The sequence below is a fragment of the Acinetobacter pullicarnis genome (genome assembly GCF_006352475.1).
In the GTDB taxonomy this organism is placed as follows: domain Bacteria; phylum Pseudomonadota; class Gammaproteobacteria; order Pseudomonadales; family Moraxellaceae; genus Acinetobacter; species Acinetobacter pullicarnis.
This window is the reverse complement of the sequence record NZ_VCMZ01000001.1, coordinates 596,899-612,432: the sequence shown is the minus strand read 5'-3', so window position 1 is coordinate 612,432 and position 15,534 is coordinate 596,899. Positions and strand designations below refer to the sequence as shown.

Here is a 15,534-nt window from a genome sequence, read left to right as displayed (position 1 = left end):
AGCCTCCCCCAAAGCATCTACGTCCGTTTTTAAAATGGAACTTAAAATTTCAGGAAGGTAAATCTAACAACGAAGGTCATCAGCACTAAAATAATAAAGTGCGTTGGCTTCGCCAATTGAAAAATGAAGAGCTGAATAACAGAAAGCCAGCATCTCTGCTGGCTTTCTAGGGGATCAGGTTAAGTAACGTGGTATTTAGTGTTGTTGAACCATTTTTTTATTAGACTGACTATAATCTAATAAAATATTAGCAGCTTCAGTTACAAAGGTTTCTTCTTCAGGCAAGGCAGGACGAAGATTGGCTTTGATCTTACTGCGCGACTCAGCCAAACCATCTAAAGAAGCTTGATAACTTTCCCAATTTTGGAATGGTTTTTGTCCCGTTAAACCACGACGCTTATTTTCTGCTGCAAGCGTTCTTTGTTCTAACGCAACCAATTCAGCTTTGCGTTGATCAATATCAAGCACCACTTTTTTCTGATCTTTACTTTCTTTGGCAATGGCCATTCGTGTTGCTAAATAATTAAATTGCGGATCAAGTGCAACACGCTGTTTGGAAGCTTCGGTCAGCTGTGGAATATAACTTTTCACATCACCTTCACGTTTGAACGGTGCTGTCGGAATCGTATCCCATTTCAAGGCATTTTTGGCTTTACGTTCACCAAACTCCTCGTCGTAAATATCAACCAATTTAATGTCCGGAATCACCCCTTTGTTTTGGGTACTTCCACCTGTAATTCGGTAGAACTTACGTTGAGTTAGGGTCGCCTGACCATAAGCGAGGTTGTCGAGTTGAACTTGTGCCGTTCCTTTACCTGTGGTGGTGCTACCAATCACAATCCCACGATCATAGTCTTGAATTGCTGCTGAAAAAATTTCACTCGCAGAAGCGGAAGCTAAGTTAATCAATACAGCAAGCGGTCCTGCATACGTTTGGGCACCAGCATCTGTATCATTAAATACGTTAACGTTACCATTACCGTCACGAATTTGAACGACTGGACCTTCTTTAATCACTTGTCCCAACATCTTCGCAACTTCTTCTAAAGAGCCACCTGGATTGTTACGTAAATCGATAATCACTCCATCGATATTTTGTGCAGCCAATGATTTTAAGGCATTGTTGGTATCTTCAGCGACTGAGCGGTAGTCATTACCAGCACGGCGTGCGCGATAATTTAAATAGAAAGATGGGATTTCAAGCACACCAAAACGATGCTTCTTACCATCGCGCGTGATATCAACAATACGTGATTTCACACCCGCATCTTCTTCTTGAATTACATCACGGGTCAATGTGACTGCACGTGCTTGATTCATTGAGGCGCCAGCACCAAGCAACTTAATCGTCACTTTCGTACCACGCTTACCACGAATAAGCCCCACAATTTCAGAACTTGGCCAACCAATCACATCAACCATTTTCTCGCCATTTTGTGCCACACCAATAATGCGATCCCCTGACTTAATCTGGCCAGACTTACTGGCTGGACCACCATCAACAATCGATTCAATTTTGGTATAGTCTTCATTGCCACGGTCTGGGCGAATGGCGACCCCAATCCCTTCAAGCTGCAAGGTGGTTTGGCGGTTCAACTCCATCGCATCAACAGGTGGGAAATAATTACTGTGTGGATCGTAAGTTGCCAACATTGCATTTAAGGTTTTATCAAGAACATCATCACTTTTCACTCGGCTAATTCGTTCAAGTTGACGGGTATAGCGTTTGGTCAAAGTTTGTGCTGGCGTTAAATCTTCTGATGCGGTGAGATCCTGACCATTGGCCAACGATGGATCTGCTTTCAATGCCTTTTGTTTGGCATTTTCTTCTTCTTTGATGATGGTCAAATTGATCAGCTGTGAAACCAGTGTTTTTTTCCACTGGGCATGTAATTCAGCTTCAGTATTAAAATAAGGCGCTTTTTCGCGATCTGTTTCCAAATACACGTCTGGCTGATTTAGGTTTTGTGGGGTTTTAAGCTCCATCAACATATATTGATAAAATGCTTTTAAACGATTGCGATACTGTTCATGAATCGCATAAGGCCCAGCTAAGTCACCGGCTTTTAAGGCAGCACCAAATGTAGAACCATATTGTTTTTTATATTGCTCGACTTCAGAAGCCAGAAAAAGCGTGTGATCTGGATCAAGACTATCTAAATACATGCTTAAGATACGATTAGATGTCTCTGCATCTAAACGCATATTCAAATAATGTTGTCGATCAACCAAAGTCGCCAATTGGCGAGAAACTAAAGCTTGTTCTTGTGAGGGTCTAATCAATGAAGAAGTTGAAGCAGGTTCTGTTGCAGCAATAGCTTCATTCATAGTGTGATTAAAGAACAATCCACCAGTCGCAATAGCAACTGCGCAAGCGATTATTTGAAGTTTCATAAATACGGTTTACTTCCTCGGGTTTTCCAATTTCAACGCTGTTTTTTGTGCTGAATTGATTAGAATCAGAATCTTAAACAACTTTATCTGTTTATGATGCGTAGTTTTATCATAATATGCATCGATAAAATGTAGCAAATCATTGCAAGTTTCAGTTATGGTTTGCCTGTCTAAAAAAAGCAACGCTACGGATTTAAATTATGATTGGCGCCTTAATGCTCGATATTGCAGCGACCACACTGACTCAAGAAGATATTGAATTATTACGCACTCCGCAAGTCGGTGGTGTGATTTTATTTGCACGAAATATAGAATCACCAAAACAAGTTCGTGCTTTAACGGATCATATGCGCGCTATTCGTGCCGATTTACTCATTGCAGTCGATCAGGAAGGTGGCCGTGTACAACGTCTTCGAACAGGTTTCACTTTACTTCCAGCAATGGGTCGTTTCGGTGAGCTTTATAGCAGTGATCCTGCACAAGCCATTTTACTTGCGGAACAATGTGGCTGGCTTATGGCGACCGAAGTCTTGGCCGTTGGTATCGATTTTAGTTTTGCTCCCGTTTTAGATATCAATGACATTAGTGATGTGATTGGCGATCGTGCTTTTGCAAACAATCAAGCAGATATCATTGTGCTTGCACGTGCCTTTATGCAGGGGATGCAACGTGCAGGAATGGCAACAACGGGGAAACATTTTCCTGGTCACGGCTCAGTAAAGGCAGACTCCCATGTTGCTGCTGCAATTGATAGTCGTCCTTATGAAGCGATTTTCGAAAAAGATATGCAAAGTTTTATCCAGTTACAGCCACAACTCGATGCCCTGATGCCGGCGCATGTTATTTATGATCAGGTTGACCCAAATCCAGCGGGCTTTTCTCCATTCTGGATTCAAAATATCCTAAGACAACAACTTAAATTTGATGGCGTCCTCTTCTCAGACGATTTGAGTATGCAAGCCGCGGGGGTTGCTGGGGGTGCAGATGCACGGATTCTTGCTGCACTAAATGCAGGTTGCGATATGGGCTTGGTCTGTAATGATCGTGCTGCCGCACAACTTGCTTTGGCAGCAATTGAAAATCTAGACTTGCCAGATCAAGCTCGACTCGAACGAATGCGCGGCAAGATTCCTTCGCTGCAGATTGGCGCACAATTTGATTTAGGTGATGCATGGCAAGCAACCAAACAACGCATCGAAGCCTTTAAAGAGTCATATTCAAACCACTAAGTACTTATTGAGCAGTATAAAAAAGCATAGGCAATATAATATTGCCTATGCTTGCCAAAGACGCTTTAACCCGCTAATCCCAATGCCACACAAACATCGACCAAATGACTAAGCATCTGAAACTGGACTGGCTTGCGTTTGAATAAATGCGAGGAGACGTTCAGAAATGTCAAAAGACCCGTGTTTAAAAATGGCCCGTACTTGTGACAGTTCAAGCGCAAAGATCAGGCATTCCACCTTAAACTCGCCTACAGCATCTTGAAAAAACAAAGACAAATCACGCGGATATTGTGCAGCCTCAGCAGCCAATTGCGTATCTGAAAACTGCAATAACACCTCGAAATAATTGAGATCTACAATTTCAACTGGCAGTTCAAGTGTGGTCTGCCGATGCTGCAACTTGGTTTGCGGATGCGCTACTTTGACGCGTGCTTCAGGGTGATGCTCAAGTTGCTGCATCTGTTCACGTGTCAGTGTCATAATCCCCTCCACCTGATCAATCGATTCATCTTTAAGAAAACGCACAAATAAATCTAAAGTCTCTTTACGACGTTGTAACTGAGGCAGATGGTCAGCATTGGCAATCAATGCAAACTGCACATTGGGGCATTGCAACGCAAAATTGGCATTCTCATAAGGCAAGGTAAAGCTATCGTATTGACCACATGCCACCAGCGTTTTGCAGCGGGGTACGGGCACATGACTGAGCCGCAGTAACCGATTACAGTTAATTTCATAGCGATGCTGTTCTGTTTGACCAAACTCCGCCATTTGTTGAAAGAACAAGCGTTTGGCTGTCGGTGACATTCTGGTTTTATCTAGTTTCGCGTGATTGACCAAATATAAAATGACCGCCTGTCCAAATTCGGTCATACGCTGTTCCTGCATCAACAATAAAGATTCTTCGAGCAACATCCGCCAACTTTTACGGGTTTCCTGCATAACCCCCATCAACACCACACGATCAAGTAACTCAGGACGTTGATGGGCAAAATATGAGGCCACCACAGAGCCCAAGGACATCCCCATCATTGAAACTTTTGTAATACCAATTAGATCCAACCAGGCACCAAGCATTCGAGACAAATCGGGGAGTTCCAGCGTTGCAGCAGATTGGCCACATTCTTGATTATAGATTTGTTGATTGGCACCCAAAGAAGGTAAATCGATTAAGATGACTGGGCCTTTTTCAAAGAGTTGTTCGACACAATATTTATAGGAACTAAAGTTTTGAAAGGCACCACCGACGATGACGATGGGGGTATTAAAACGAGTGGCAGGCGCTGCGATTGCCATATATTCGATTTTCCAGCCATTGATCCAGGTTTCTCTAGGAGGCTGTTTAAAGCAGTTTTTATTGTAAATCTCAAAAAAATCATCGCCCAGATTAACTTGCTGGCGTTTTTTTTCCATATAGATCATGGAATTCATGCATTGCCTCCATTCTTGCGTTATTGTTTTTTTGCAAGATCATTTTTATTTAAAATCAACCAAAATAACTAAAACTTAAATTACATCAACCTCCTAGGCTGAATTTTATACAGATAAAATCAACAATCGCAATCGGAAATCACACCGTTCATCTAATTTCATCGGTCACCCATCTAAAAATGAATCACCCACATCGACCCAATGCATTTTATAAAGAAGTTTTATCAATAAGCATGGAATGTTATTGCACTGACTGCTAGTATCGAAAGTCATCTCAGCATTTTAAACGTCATTCGAATATCACCATGCAAGATTCAATTGAGCTCAATTCCATTGCGGAATACATGCAACGGGTAGGTCAACAAGCACGCCAAGCTTCGGCTGTACTTGCAAGTGCCTCTACCCTTGTCAAAAATAATGCTTTATCTGCGATTTACACTGCACTGCAGCAGAGTGAAAAACAGATTTTAGCCGCCAATCAAATGGATATGACCCAAGGCCGTGCACAACAACTTGATGATGCCCTGCTTGATCGCTTAGAACTAACGCCCGCACGCTTTCAAGCCATGCTGCAAGGTCTAAATGATGTCACAAGCTTGCTTGATCCCATTGGTGAAATTACAGATTTGGCCTATCGCCCCTCCGGCATTCAGGTCGGCAAAATGCGGGTGCCTTTGGGTGTGGTCGGCATGATTTATGAATCGCGTCCGAATGTCACCCTTGAAGCCGCTTCGTTGGCACTAAAATCGAGCAATGCCATTATTTTGCGTGGCGGTTCTGAGGCAATCAACTCGAATCAAGCGATTGCCAATGCAATTCAACATGGGCTAAAAGTTGCGGGCTTACCAGAAACCTGTGTGCAAGTCATCAACACCACCGATCGTGCAGCAGTGGGTCAACTGATTACGATGCCTGAATATGTCGATGTGATTGTGCCACGTGGTGGTAAAAGCTTGATTGAGCGTGTCAGCCAAGATGCGACGATTCCGGTGATTAAACATCTCGATGGCAACTGTCACATTTTTGTTGAAGCACAAGCTGACTTGCAAAAAGCATTGCCAATTGTACTCAACGCCAAAACGCATCGCTATGGTGTCTGTAATGCCATGGAAAGTTTATTGGTCGATGAAAAAATTGCAGAAACTTTTTTACCACGCATTGCTGAACTGTTGGCTGAAAAGCAGGTTGAGCTAAGAGGCTGTAGACAAACGCAAGCGATTTTGGGCAGTCTGGTCAAAGCAGCCAGTGAAGAAGATTGGTATGAAGAATATCTCGGTCCAATTTTAGCGATCAAAGTAATGAGTGGCATCGAAGAAGCGATTGTCCATATTAATAAATATGGCTCACATCATACCGATGCGATTATTACTGAAAACTATAGTTTATCGCGCCAGTTCCTAACGCGTGTTGATTCAAGCTCTGTGGTCATTAACGCATCTACCCGTTTTGCCGATGGTTTCGAATATGGTCTCGGTGCCGAAATTGGTATTTCAACCGATAAAATTCATGCGCGTGGTCCAGTCGGTCTAGAAGGCCTTACCTCACAGAAGTGGATTGTATTGGGTGATGGACAAATTCGTCACTAAAAAATACCAATCTCAGATTAAGTCATCTTAATCGCTGAAAAACATCAATTAAAGCCCAGTATTTCATGTGAAATGCTGGGTTATTTACATTTAGCCACAACAAAAATCACAAGCAAATTTGAAGTAACTGTTTTTAGTTGTTAAATTGTTTTTTAACCGATAAATATTAATTGTTCATTTTTTTTTGGTCGATAGTGCTTAAGTCTAATCACCTAAAGTCTATCTAGGATCAACATTTTTCACGTGCTAAAACATACATCTTGATTTTGATTACAATATTATTAAATTTGGTTTTTTTTTCAAACTACTTTTTAAAAACACTTTTTTGAAAAAATAGTTTAACAACCACTTATTAAAAATATAGTCAAATCAACAAGGACGATTCACCACATATACAAAATTGGGTAATTCAACGTGTCTACATCAGTATTAGTTATCAACTGCGGTTCTTCTTCAATTAAATATGCACTCGTTTCCGATCGTCGTGAAGACCGAATCTTTGGTCTCGCGGAAAATTTGGGCGCTGCTGATGCACGTATCAAAGGAATTACTGGTGGTGGCGTACCATTAGAGCTGTCAATTCCATTCGCTGATCATGAAAAAGCATTGGAAACTATTTTAACGCGCTTATCCGAATACCACCCTCAAGCCATTGGTCACCGTGTGGTACATGGGGGGACATTAACCAAAGCAGAACGCTTGAATCCTGAAATTATTCAAAAAATTCGTGATGCAACCCCACTCGCACCCTTGCACAATCCTGCACATTTAGTCGGTATTGATGCGACCATGCGTTTGTTCCCAGAATTACCTCAAGTTGCAGTATTTGATACCGCATTCCACCAAACCATGCCAGCATACGCCTACCGTTATGCGGTGCCTAAATTTTTATATACCGAACATAATGTGCGTCGCTATGGTTTCCATGGCACCAGTCATGCCTATGTTTCAGACCGTGGTTCTGAGCTTGCCGGTAATTTTAGAAAAGGCGGCTGGCTCACTGCACACTTGGGTAACGGCAGTTCGACTTGCGCAGTTTGGAATGGTCAAAGTATTGATACCTCAATGGGTCTTACCCCGCTAGAAGGCGTGGTGATGGGTACCCGTAGTGGCGATATTGATCCAAGTATTCACAGTTTTCTTGCCAACAACCTCGGCTGGGATCTGACTAAGATTGATAAAATGCTCAACAGCGAAAGTGGCTTACTCGGTCTTTCACAGCTTTCCAATGATATGCGCACCTTGATCGAAGCTTCAGAACAGGGCAATCAAGATGCAACGCTTGCAATTGAAGTATTTTGCTACCGTTTGGCCAAATCACTGGCAGGTATCAGCTGTGGCCTACCACAAATTAATGGCTTGATCTTTACTGGTGGTATTGGTGAAAACTCAGCCTATATCCGTGAAAAAACCATGTCGTACTTACCGCATTTTGGTTTCCAATTGGGTCAATCAGAAAACAATGATTTAGCCCGTGGCACAGAAGGTCGTATTGATACAGGGACAGGTCCAGAAATTTGGGTGATTCCAACAGATGAAGAAGGTCGCATTGCACAAGAAACACGTTCTGTGGTTGATGTTGCGTTATCTGCATAACGCAACCATACTGAAATGATGCATAAATCGCCTAATTTTGCTTAATCCTATGCAAGCTTAGGCCTTTCGATACTACTGTCACCATTTAGAGTTTAACAATCATTTATGAAAACGATTTTATTGGTTCCAACTGGGGAAGGCGTAGGTTTAAATTCTGCGTGTTTGGGTTTAATTTATGCTTTGGAGTGCCAAGGCCTAAAAGCTGGTTTTCTCAAGCCATTCTCGCAGGATAGTAGCGCTGAAATAGATCGAAGTACGGCTTTATTTCGCCATTTATCGAACTCAACGACTGTTGAACCGATTGGTTATACCCGATTAATCCAATTGATCAATGCCGGTGAAAATGATGAACTGCTGGAACAGGCGGTTCATCTGCATCGTCAAATTTCTAAAGAACACGATCTGATTATTGTTGAAGGTCTGGTACCAAATGCACGCGATAGCTTTGCAGGTGAAATGAATGCAGCTTTAGCTCAAGCACTTGATGCCCATGTCATTATTGTTAGCAATGCCGATATTGGTAATGCCGAACACAGCGCTGAGAAAGTGGAAACGCAACTGCGTAATTTTGGTGGTGCATCTTGCCCACGTACTGCGGGTGTACTGTTCATGCGTACCCGTGGTCTACCAGAAGAGTGCGCGCAAATCCCGGTCACCATGGACCCAAGCTTACGCCTAGACAAAGAAAGTCAAAAGTTTGCTGAAGCCATTCAAAAGACCCACCCACATATCGGCAGTGCGCAACTTCCAATCATTGCGATGGTGCCCTTTAGTAATACGCTAAGTGTGCCACGCGTATCGGATTTAAGTGCGCAAATTCAAGCCGCTTGGATTAATAAAGGTGAAGCAGCTCAACGTCGTGTACTCCACAACAGCTTGATCTCTGCCAACATCCAATATGAATTAGACAAGTTTGTTGCTGGTGAGCTGATCATCAGTTCTTCTGACCGTGTTGATGTGTTATTAGCCAGCAGCATTGCCAGTAGTCAAGGTATTCCGCTTGCCGGTTTGGTCTTAACGGAACATCATGCACCAAATGCATTGGTGCTCGATTTCTGCCAAGCATCTATCAAAAATGGTTTACCGATTTTATATACGCCACTGAGCGCCTTTGAAACTGCACAGAAATTGGCAAGTTTAAGCAATGAAATTCCAATTGATGACACTGAGCGTGCTGAACAAGTCACTCGCTTTGTTTCAAGTCATTTGAACTTAGCCATGTTGGCACCTCTGCTCAATGGCGATTTCCAAGCACGTTTGTCCCCTTCTGCGTTCCGCCACGAATTGGTACAGAAATCAATTGCAGCGAAAAAACGCATTATCTTACCTGAAGGTGATGAACCGCGTACCATTCAAGCGGCTGCAATCTGTCAAGCACGTGGCATTGCACAATGTATTTTATTGGCAAAACCAGAAGCGGTACTTGAAGTTGCCAAAGCACGTAATATCGAATTGCCACAAGATTTAGAAATTGTTGACCCAGATCTGATTATCGACCAATACGTTCAGTCTATGGTTGAGATGCGTAAAGGCAAACTCACCGAAGCTCAAGCCAAAGAGCAACTGCAAGATACCGTTGTGCTTGGCACCATGATGCTGGCACTTGATCAAGTCGATGGTTTGGTTTCGGGTGCAGTACATACCACCGCCAATACCGTTCGTCCTGCATTCCAGTTGATTAAAACCGCACCTGAGTATTCTTTGGTGTCGTCCATCTTCTTTATGCTGTTACCCGATGAAGTCTATGTGTATGGTGACTGTGCGATTAATCCAGATCCAGATGCTGCGCAACTGGCTGAAATCGCAATTCAATCTGCTGACTCTGCCAAAGCCTTTGGCATTGACCCACGCATTGCCATGATCTCTTATTCAACAGGGTCATCGGGTACTGGCGCAGATGTCGATAAAGTTCGTGAAGCCACTGAAATTGCGCGTCAACGTCGCCCTGATCTATTGATTGATGGCCCATTACAATATGACGCTGCATCGGTTGAAAGTGTCGGTCGCTCAAAAGCGCCAGACTCTCAAGTTGCAGGTCGCGCCAATGTGTTTATCTTCCCAGACCTCAATACCGGTAACACCACCTACAAAGCCGTGCAACGTGCTGCCAATGTGGTGAGTGTTGGTCCAATGTTGCAAGGTCTCAATAAACCCGTCAATGACTTGTCACGTGGTGCATTGGTTGACGATATTGTATTTACCATTGCATTAACCGCCATTCAGGCAGAACAACAAGCCAGTCGTTAATATCGCTATGCAAATCTCATTCGATTCAGTATGAGAATGACAAAAGCCCTTTGCTTGAATGAGTAAAGGGCTTTTTTGGGGAGATCAAATGCCAGTATTCATCTTAACTGACTGACATTCCCCCCGATTCAAAAAACTACTTCTTCATAAACTGCTGTGGTGCTTGACCTAAATGCCGTTTAAACATGGCACTAAATGCGCTTGGACTGTGATAACCCAACGCATCTGCTACACGTGCAACGGATTCACCCTGCGCTAATTTCTCCATAGCCAAGGCAATATGCATTTGCTGAATCCACGCCCGATAAGTCAAACCAGTTTGTTTCTGAAACAATCGCATCAGGGTTCTGGCACTGGTGCCAATTTGATCTGCCCAAGCATCTAAATTTTTGGTCTGTTGTGGATTGGCCAATAAGCTTTCACAAATGGAAATCAACCGCGCATCATTCGGCCAAGGCAATTCTAAAGGCAAGGCAGCCGCCTGATGAATTTCATTTAAAATCAGGGTTTGAATTGCTTTAATCAGCTCAAGTGTATTTGCACCTTGATTGGGGTGTGCACGTTCAACCTGATTAATACGTAAAATCAGTGCGCTGAGTAAACCCGTCATTTGTATAAACAAACACTCAGTGCCTAAGCTGCTGGTGACCTCAGTTTCAACCAATGCGGTACTAAGCTGTACTTGGCTAAGCGCCACCACACTATGTTCAATACCAGCCGGAATCCATAATGCGCTTTGCGCAGAAACAATCCAAACATGTTTTTGGGTATGAACGCGAATCGCGCCTTCAGATGGATAAAGCAACTGCGCACGGTTATGCATATGCGGGGCAATCACTGCCCGATAAGCATATTGTGATTGCCTCCCAATCACCAGTTCTGGCACGTTTTCAAAGATTTGAAGCATTATCTTGCTCTATTTTTGTCACTTGTACGATGATTATTGGAACATGTGCGTTGATATGACAAATTATACTCTCCTGCTTGGATATTCAAGTCATGGAACCTATAGACATGTCGTCATCGAATCAGCTCCCGCCCATTGCCCCTATGGCCGCTTCTGCACAGCCCCAGAAAATGGTGACGCGCATTGTCGCTGCCGTGGCGATTGCACATTTACTTAATGACTTGATTCAAGCCGTGGTTCCCGCAATTTATCCCATGCTAAAAACCAATTTCTCTTTAAGCTTTACTGAAATTGGGATTTTGTCTTTTGTTTATCAAATAACTGCATCGTTGCTACAACCGTGGATTGGCTTTTATACCGACAAACATCCACTACCCTATTTACTGCCTTTTGGCATGCTGGTGACCTTATGTGGGATCGGGTTATTGGCCTTTGCGCCAAGTTTTAGCATGTTGCTGATTGCTGCCGCCATTATTGGTGTTGGTTCTTCCACCTTTCATCCCGAAGCCTCACGCGTGGCGCGAATGGCATCCGGTGGGCGTTTTGGCACGGCGCAATCGAGCTTCCAAGTGGGTGGCAATACCGGTTCTGCGATTGGTCCCTTATTGGCCGCGCTGATTATTGTACCCAATGGTCAAGCCTCTGCCGCGTGGTGCATGCTGTTTGCTGTGTTGGCGATTTGGGTGCTCTACAAAGTTAGTCGTTGGACGGTACAGCATGGGCAAAAAATGGTGATGGTGCATCGCCAAAACAATCCAAGTCAATTACATGGTCGAACCCTCACTCGCGCACTCAGTGTCATTGCACTATTGATGTTCGCTAAATTCACCTACATTGCCAGTCTAACCAACTATTACACCTTCTATTTAATCGAACATTTTGGTCTAAGTATTCGAGATGCACAGCTATGTCTATTCGCCTTTTTAGCTGCGGTAGCCGTGGGTACTTTTGCAGGCGGCCCGATTGGTGATCGCATTGGTCGTAAGGCCGTGATTTGGGTGTCTTTTCTGGGCATGGCGCCCTTTGCGCTCCTCATGCCTTATGCCAATTTATTTTGGACGCCCATTTTAGCGGTGATCGTTGGTTTAGTGATGTCTTCGGCATTCTCGGCCATGGTGGTTTATGCCCAAGAAGCAGTGCCCGGCCGTGTGGGCATGGTGTCAGGTCTAATGTTTGGTTTGATGTTTGGGGTCAGTGGAATTGCAGCTGCAGGATTGGGCTATCTTGCCGATCATCAAGGAATTACTTGGGTCTATACGCTGTGCTCATATTTACCTTTACTCGGCTTTGCAACGCTATTTTTACCGAGTACCAAAAAAGCATAATTGAGCCTAAGCCTGTCTAAATAAACGTTAAATTAAGGCTTAAAACGTCAATCCAAACAAGGTCATAACATCAACTCAACAACAAGATTAAAATGCTGATCTGAGCTTCGGCTCAGCTCACATTTAATCAATAAAAAATGCATTTTATCTAAGTCGTTTCAAGATGGAAATATGCTAGAATCCGCCACCTAATTAATCATCGATTTAACACAACAATGTTCTCGTTTTTGTCCATAGAATTCAGTTTATTATTTATACTATTTTTCTGTATCTATTGGTCATTTAGGGCAAAACCACAACTACAAAACTTACTCTTGTTGGTTGCAAGTTACAGCATTATTTATTTGATGGCGGGCGGATTTGCGACCACCATTTTGCTGGGCTTTAGTAGTGTCATTTTTGCTTTATCCGTGGCGATGGATCGCTATGCATCTTATAAAAAGACGCTGATGCTCACCGGTATCGCTGTGACCTTAATCCAACTTAGTTGGTTTAAATATTATGACTTCTTTAAAAGCAATATCTCAGTCTTCATGGAGCAGTTACAACTCGACAGCTCAGGTCTCGTTGCCAACCTGCTGTTACCACTGGGGATTTCATATTACTCCTTTCAATCGATTAGCTATTTAGTCAGTCGCTATCGTAATGAAGTCGAAGTTCCGCGCTTTAGCTTTACCCAATTGTTGATGCACTTTTCATTTTTTGCCACCATTACTGCAGGTCCTATTGCACGTGCGCAAAGTGCCAAAGGCTTGACCGATATTGAGGGGAATTTGTGTGGCATGAGCCCGCAAATTCGTACCCAACAACCGCGTCGCATTTTAATGCCCAGTGTCGCCTTAAGTTTATTGTGCTTGGCACTGATTAAAAAATGGTGGATTGCAGGTTGGTTGGCTGATGTCTGGGTCAATCCGGTATTTTCCAATCCGATGCAATATCACAGTCTCGAAGTACTGGCTGCAATTTATGGCTATACCTTACAGTTATTTTTAGACTTTTCTGGCTATAGTGAAATGATGGTCGCCTTTGGTTTACTGCTCGGCTTTCGCCTTCCAGTCAACTTTAGAGCGCCTTTGTTGGCACATAACATTCGAGATTTTTGGGACAAATGGCATATCAGTTTATCGACTTGGATTCGTGACTATATCTATATCCCCTTAGGCGGAAGTCGCGGTGGATTTGTTCTCACCCAGTTGAACCTATTGATTGCCATGGTCTTGTCTGGCATTTGGCATGGTTCAGGTTGGAACTTCTTTTTGTGGGGGCTATTCCACGGCTTGGCTCTAGTGCTGCTCAATTGCACCGATAAACTTTATGAAAAACTGTTTAAAGTCACAGCCAAAGAGGCCAGAGATGCACTGTATAAATCCAGCTTGATTGGTAAAATGCTTGGAATCTTTGTCACCGTCAATTTTGTCTGCTTGTGTTTTGTATTTTTCCGCGCCAAAAGCTTTGATGAAGCCATGCAGGTATTTCAAGCATTATTCAGCAATTACACCAATGTCGAGTGGAATAATAATCCACTCTATTTACTGTATTTCTTACTGATTGCTTGGTGTCTGTATCCTTGGGTACGTCGCCTCTTTAAGGCCGCCAAACTCAATTTAAATCGTTTGCCGCAATATGCGCTCATTATTCCATTGTTGATTATTTTTATGCTGATCGTGATATGCGCACCTTCAGGAATTCCGGGCTTCATTTATGCAAACTTCTAATTTACCCGACCCAATTGAAACAAAATCAGTCGCAGAGCAATCGACCGAAGCGACGGCTTCCGAGCTCGATTATCGCGACAACCATTGGCAGCAGTTTAGCTATGCCCTGTTTACCTTGATGTTTTTCTCTGTGCTCAGCATTTGGATTATGCAAAATTCAGTCAATGCTTATTTTCAGCAGACCTATCATCAAGCCAGCCCATTGGCGGTATTGGATGACTATCCCGTATGGACTTCGGGTGCAACAATCGGTCAAGCGTTGTATCAGCAGCATGATCAAATCAAAGCCGCTATTTCAGCCTTCAATAGCACCCAAGTTGAAAATTTTAATTCAGGCTATGCATATACCCCTGAATACAAAATTATTCTCGCAGAAAAAAGACGGGTTGAACAACAACGCCAAGCCGTTGAAGCCAAAGCACGTGCGCAGGAAGCCTTACGCAATCAATTTAGCTTAAATAAAAATCAGCAAGTCTTTTTTGCGGGTGATTCACTGATGCAGGGTGTTGCACCCTTTGTGCAGAAATCATTACTTGAAAACTACGAAGTCAAAAGTGTCAATCTCAGTAAACAAAGTACTGGCCTGTCTTATCCAGGTTTCTTTAATTGGCCACAAACCATTAAAGACACCATTGAAAGTAATCCACAGATTAAAATTTTGGTGGTGTTTTTAGGCCCCAACGATCCATGGGATATGCCCAATCCACAAGGCGGCGGACACTATTTAAAATTCCAGTCACCTGAATGGGAAAGTCTATACCGTTCACGGATTGCAGCGATTATTCAAACTGCAAAACAACATCAAGTCAGTGTGATGTGGCTGACCCCACCGAATATGCGCAAAGAAAGTTTAAACAATCAAATGATTTACTTAAATCAGGTCATTCGTGATGAAGTACAAAAAAATCAGGCACTGTTTCTCGATTCTCGCGCTATCCTAGGCACAGCAAATAATGTTTATAGTGATTATCTGGTCAAAGATGGTCTCTCCATTAAGATGAGAAGCGCTGATGGAATTCATTTTTCCTCAGATGGCCAAAAAGTCCTTGCGCAAAGTATTGCACAACATATTCAAGTGGCGCCTTAATCCGTGCTCACCAAAGG

The 15,534-nt window shown here is 43.2% G+C and carries 10 protein-coding genes; 7 read left to right on the top strand and 3 right to left on the bottom strand.

What is annotated here, in order from left to right; translation table 11 throughout:
* Window positions 1-195: 195 nt before the first annotated feature.
* Complete coding sequence (locus FD716_RS02620) at window positions 196-2,394, bottom strand: carboxy terminal-processing peptidase (RefSeq protein ID WP_139850817.1); 2,199 nt, start codon at window positions 2,392-2,394, stop codon at window positions 196-198.
* Between the two features lie 200 nt (window positions 2,395-2,594).
* Here FD716_RS02620 and nagZ point away from each other — a divergent pair, with 200 nt between their 5' ends.
* Window positions 2,595-3,623, top strand: a complete 1,029-nt coding sequence (nagZ, locus tag FD716_RS02615; protein ID WP_139850816.1) for a beta-N-acetylhexosaminidase — start codon at window positions 2,595-2,597, stop codon at window positions 3,621-3,623.
* Between the two features lie 108 nt (window positions 3,624-3,731).
* Here nagZ and FD716_RS02610 read toward each other — a convergent pair whose 3' ends face one another.
* Entirely contained in the window at window positions 3,732-5,054 is a 1,323-nt protein-coding gene (locus FD716_RS02610) for an alpha/beta fold hydrolase (protein ID WP_139850815.1), read from the bottom strand.
* 305 nt (window positions 5,055-5,359) lie between these two features.
* Between FD716_RS02610 and FD716_RS02605 the strand changes: the two genes are divergently transcribed.
* The 3 genes from FD716_RS02605 (at window position 5,360) to pta (ending at window position 10,483) form a co-directional block, all read left to right on the top strand.
* A complete protein-coding gene (locus FD716_RS02605; protein WP_139850814.1) occupies window positions 5,360-6,640 on the top strand; it encodes a glutamate-5-semialdehyde dehydrogenase in 1,281 nt (426 codons plus the stop codon).
* 414 nt (window positions 6,641-7,054) lie between these two features.
* Entirely contained in the window at window positions 7,055-8,236 is a 1,182-nt protein-coding gene (locus FD716_RS02600) for an acetate/propionate family kinase (protein WP_139850813.1), read from the top strand.
* A 105-nt stretch (window positions 8,237-8,341) separates the two neighbouring features.
* On the top strand, window positions 8,342-10,483 hold the full coding sequence (pta, locus tag FD716_RS02595) for a phosphate acetyltransferase (protein ID WP_139850812.1): 2,142 nt from the start codon (window positions 8,342-8,344) through the stop codon (window positions 10,481-10,483).
* Between the two features lie 136 nt (window positions 10,484-10,619).
* On the opposite strand, the gene FD716_RS02590 is transcribed toward pta, so the two are convergent.
* Complete coding sequence (locus FD716_RS02590) at window positions 10,620-11,390, bottom strand: AraC family transcriptional regulator (protein WP_139850811.1); 771 nt, start codon at window positions 11,388-11,390, stop codon at window positions 10,620-10,622.
* 107 nt (window positions 11,391-11,497) lie between these two features.
* Between FD716_RS02590 and FD716_RS02585 the strand changes: the two genes are divergently transcribed.
* The 3 genes from FD716_RS02585 to FD716_RS02575 all read left to right on the top strand — a co-directional run bounded on the left by FD716_RS02585 (window position 11,498) and on the right by FD716_RS02575 (window position 15,517).
* Window positions 11,498-12,715, top strand: coding sequence for an MFS transporter (locus FD716_RS02585; RefSeq protein WP_139850810.1), 1,218 nt, complete (start codon window positions 11,498-11,500; stop codon window positions 12,713-12,715).
* A gap of 227 nt (window positions 12,716-12,942) precedes the next feature.
* On the top strand, window positions 12,943-14,430 hold the full coding sequence (locus tag FD716_RS02580; RefSeq protein WP_323808185.1) for an MBOAT family O-acyltransferase: 1,488 nt from the start codon (window positions 12,943-12,945) through the stop codon (window positions 14,428-14,430).
* Complete coding sequence (locus FD716_RS02575; RefSeq protein WP_139850808.1) at window positions 14,417-15,517, top strand: SGNH/GDSL hydrolase family protein; 1,101 nt, start codon at window positions 14,417-14,419, stop codon at window positions 15,515-15,517. Before FD716_RS02580 ends, FD716_RS02575 begins: the two co-directional genes overlap by 14 nt.
* Window positions 15,518-15,534 lie beyond the last annotated feature (17 nt).

Excerpts from the sequence above, each read along its gene's own strand:
- FD716_RS02620 (WP_139850817.1), bottom strand. The coding sequence starts at position 2,394 with ATGAAACTTCAAATAATCGCTTGCGCAGTTGCTATTGCGACTGGTGGA.
- FD716_RS02590 (WP_139850811.1), bottom strand. The coding sequence starts at position 11,390 with ATGCTTCAAATCTTTGAAAACGTGCCAGAACTGGTGATTGGGAGGCAA.
- FD716_RS02605 (WP_139850814.1), top strand. The coding sequence starts at position 5,360 with ATGCAAGATTCAATTGAGCTCAATTCCATTGCGGAATACATGCAACGG.
- nagZ (WP_139850816.1), top strand. The coding sequence starts at position 2,595 with ATGATTGGCGCCTTAATGCTCGATATTGCAGCGACCACACTGACTCAA.
- FD716_RS02585 (WP_139850810.1), top strand. The coding sequence starts at position 11,498 with ATGTCGTCATCGAATCAGCTCCCGCCCATTGCCCCTATGGCCGCTTCT.
- pta (WP_139850812.1), top strand. The coding sequence starts at position 8,342 with ATGAAAACGATTTTATTGGTTCCAACTGGGGAAGGCGTAGGTTTAAAT.
- FD716_RS02575 (WP_139850808.1), top strand. The coding sequence starts at position 14,417 with ATGCAAACTTCTAATTTACCCGACCCAATTGAAACAAAATCAGTCGCA.
- FD716_RS02610 (WP_139850815.1), bottom strand. The coding sequence starts at position 5,054 with ATGAATTCCATGATCTATATGGAAAAAAAACGCCAGCAAGTTAATCTG.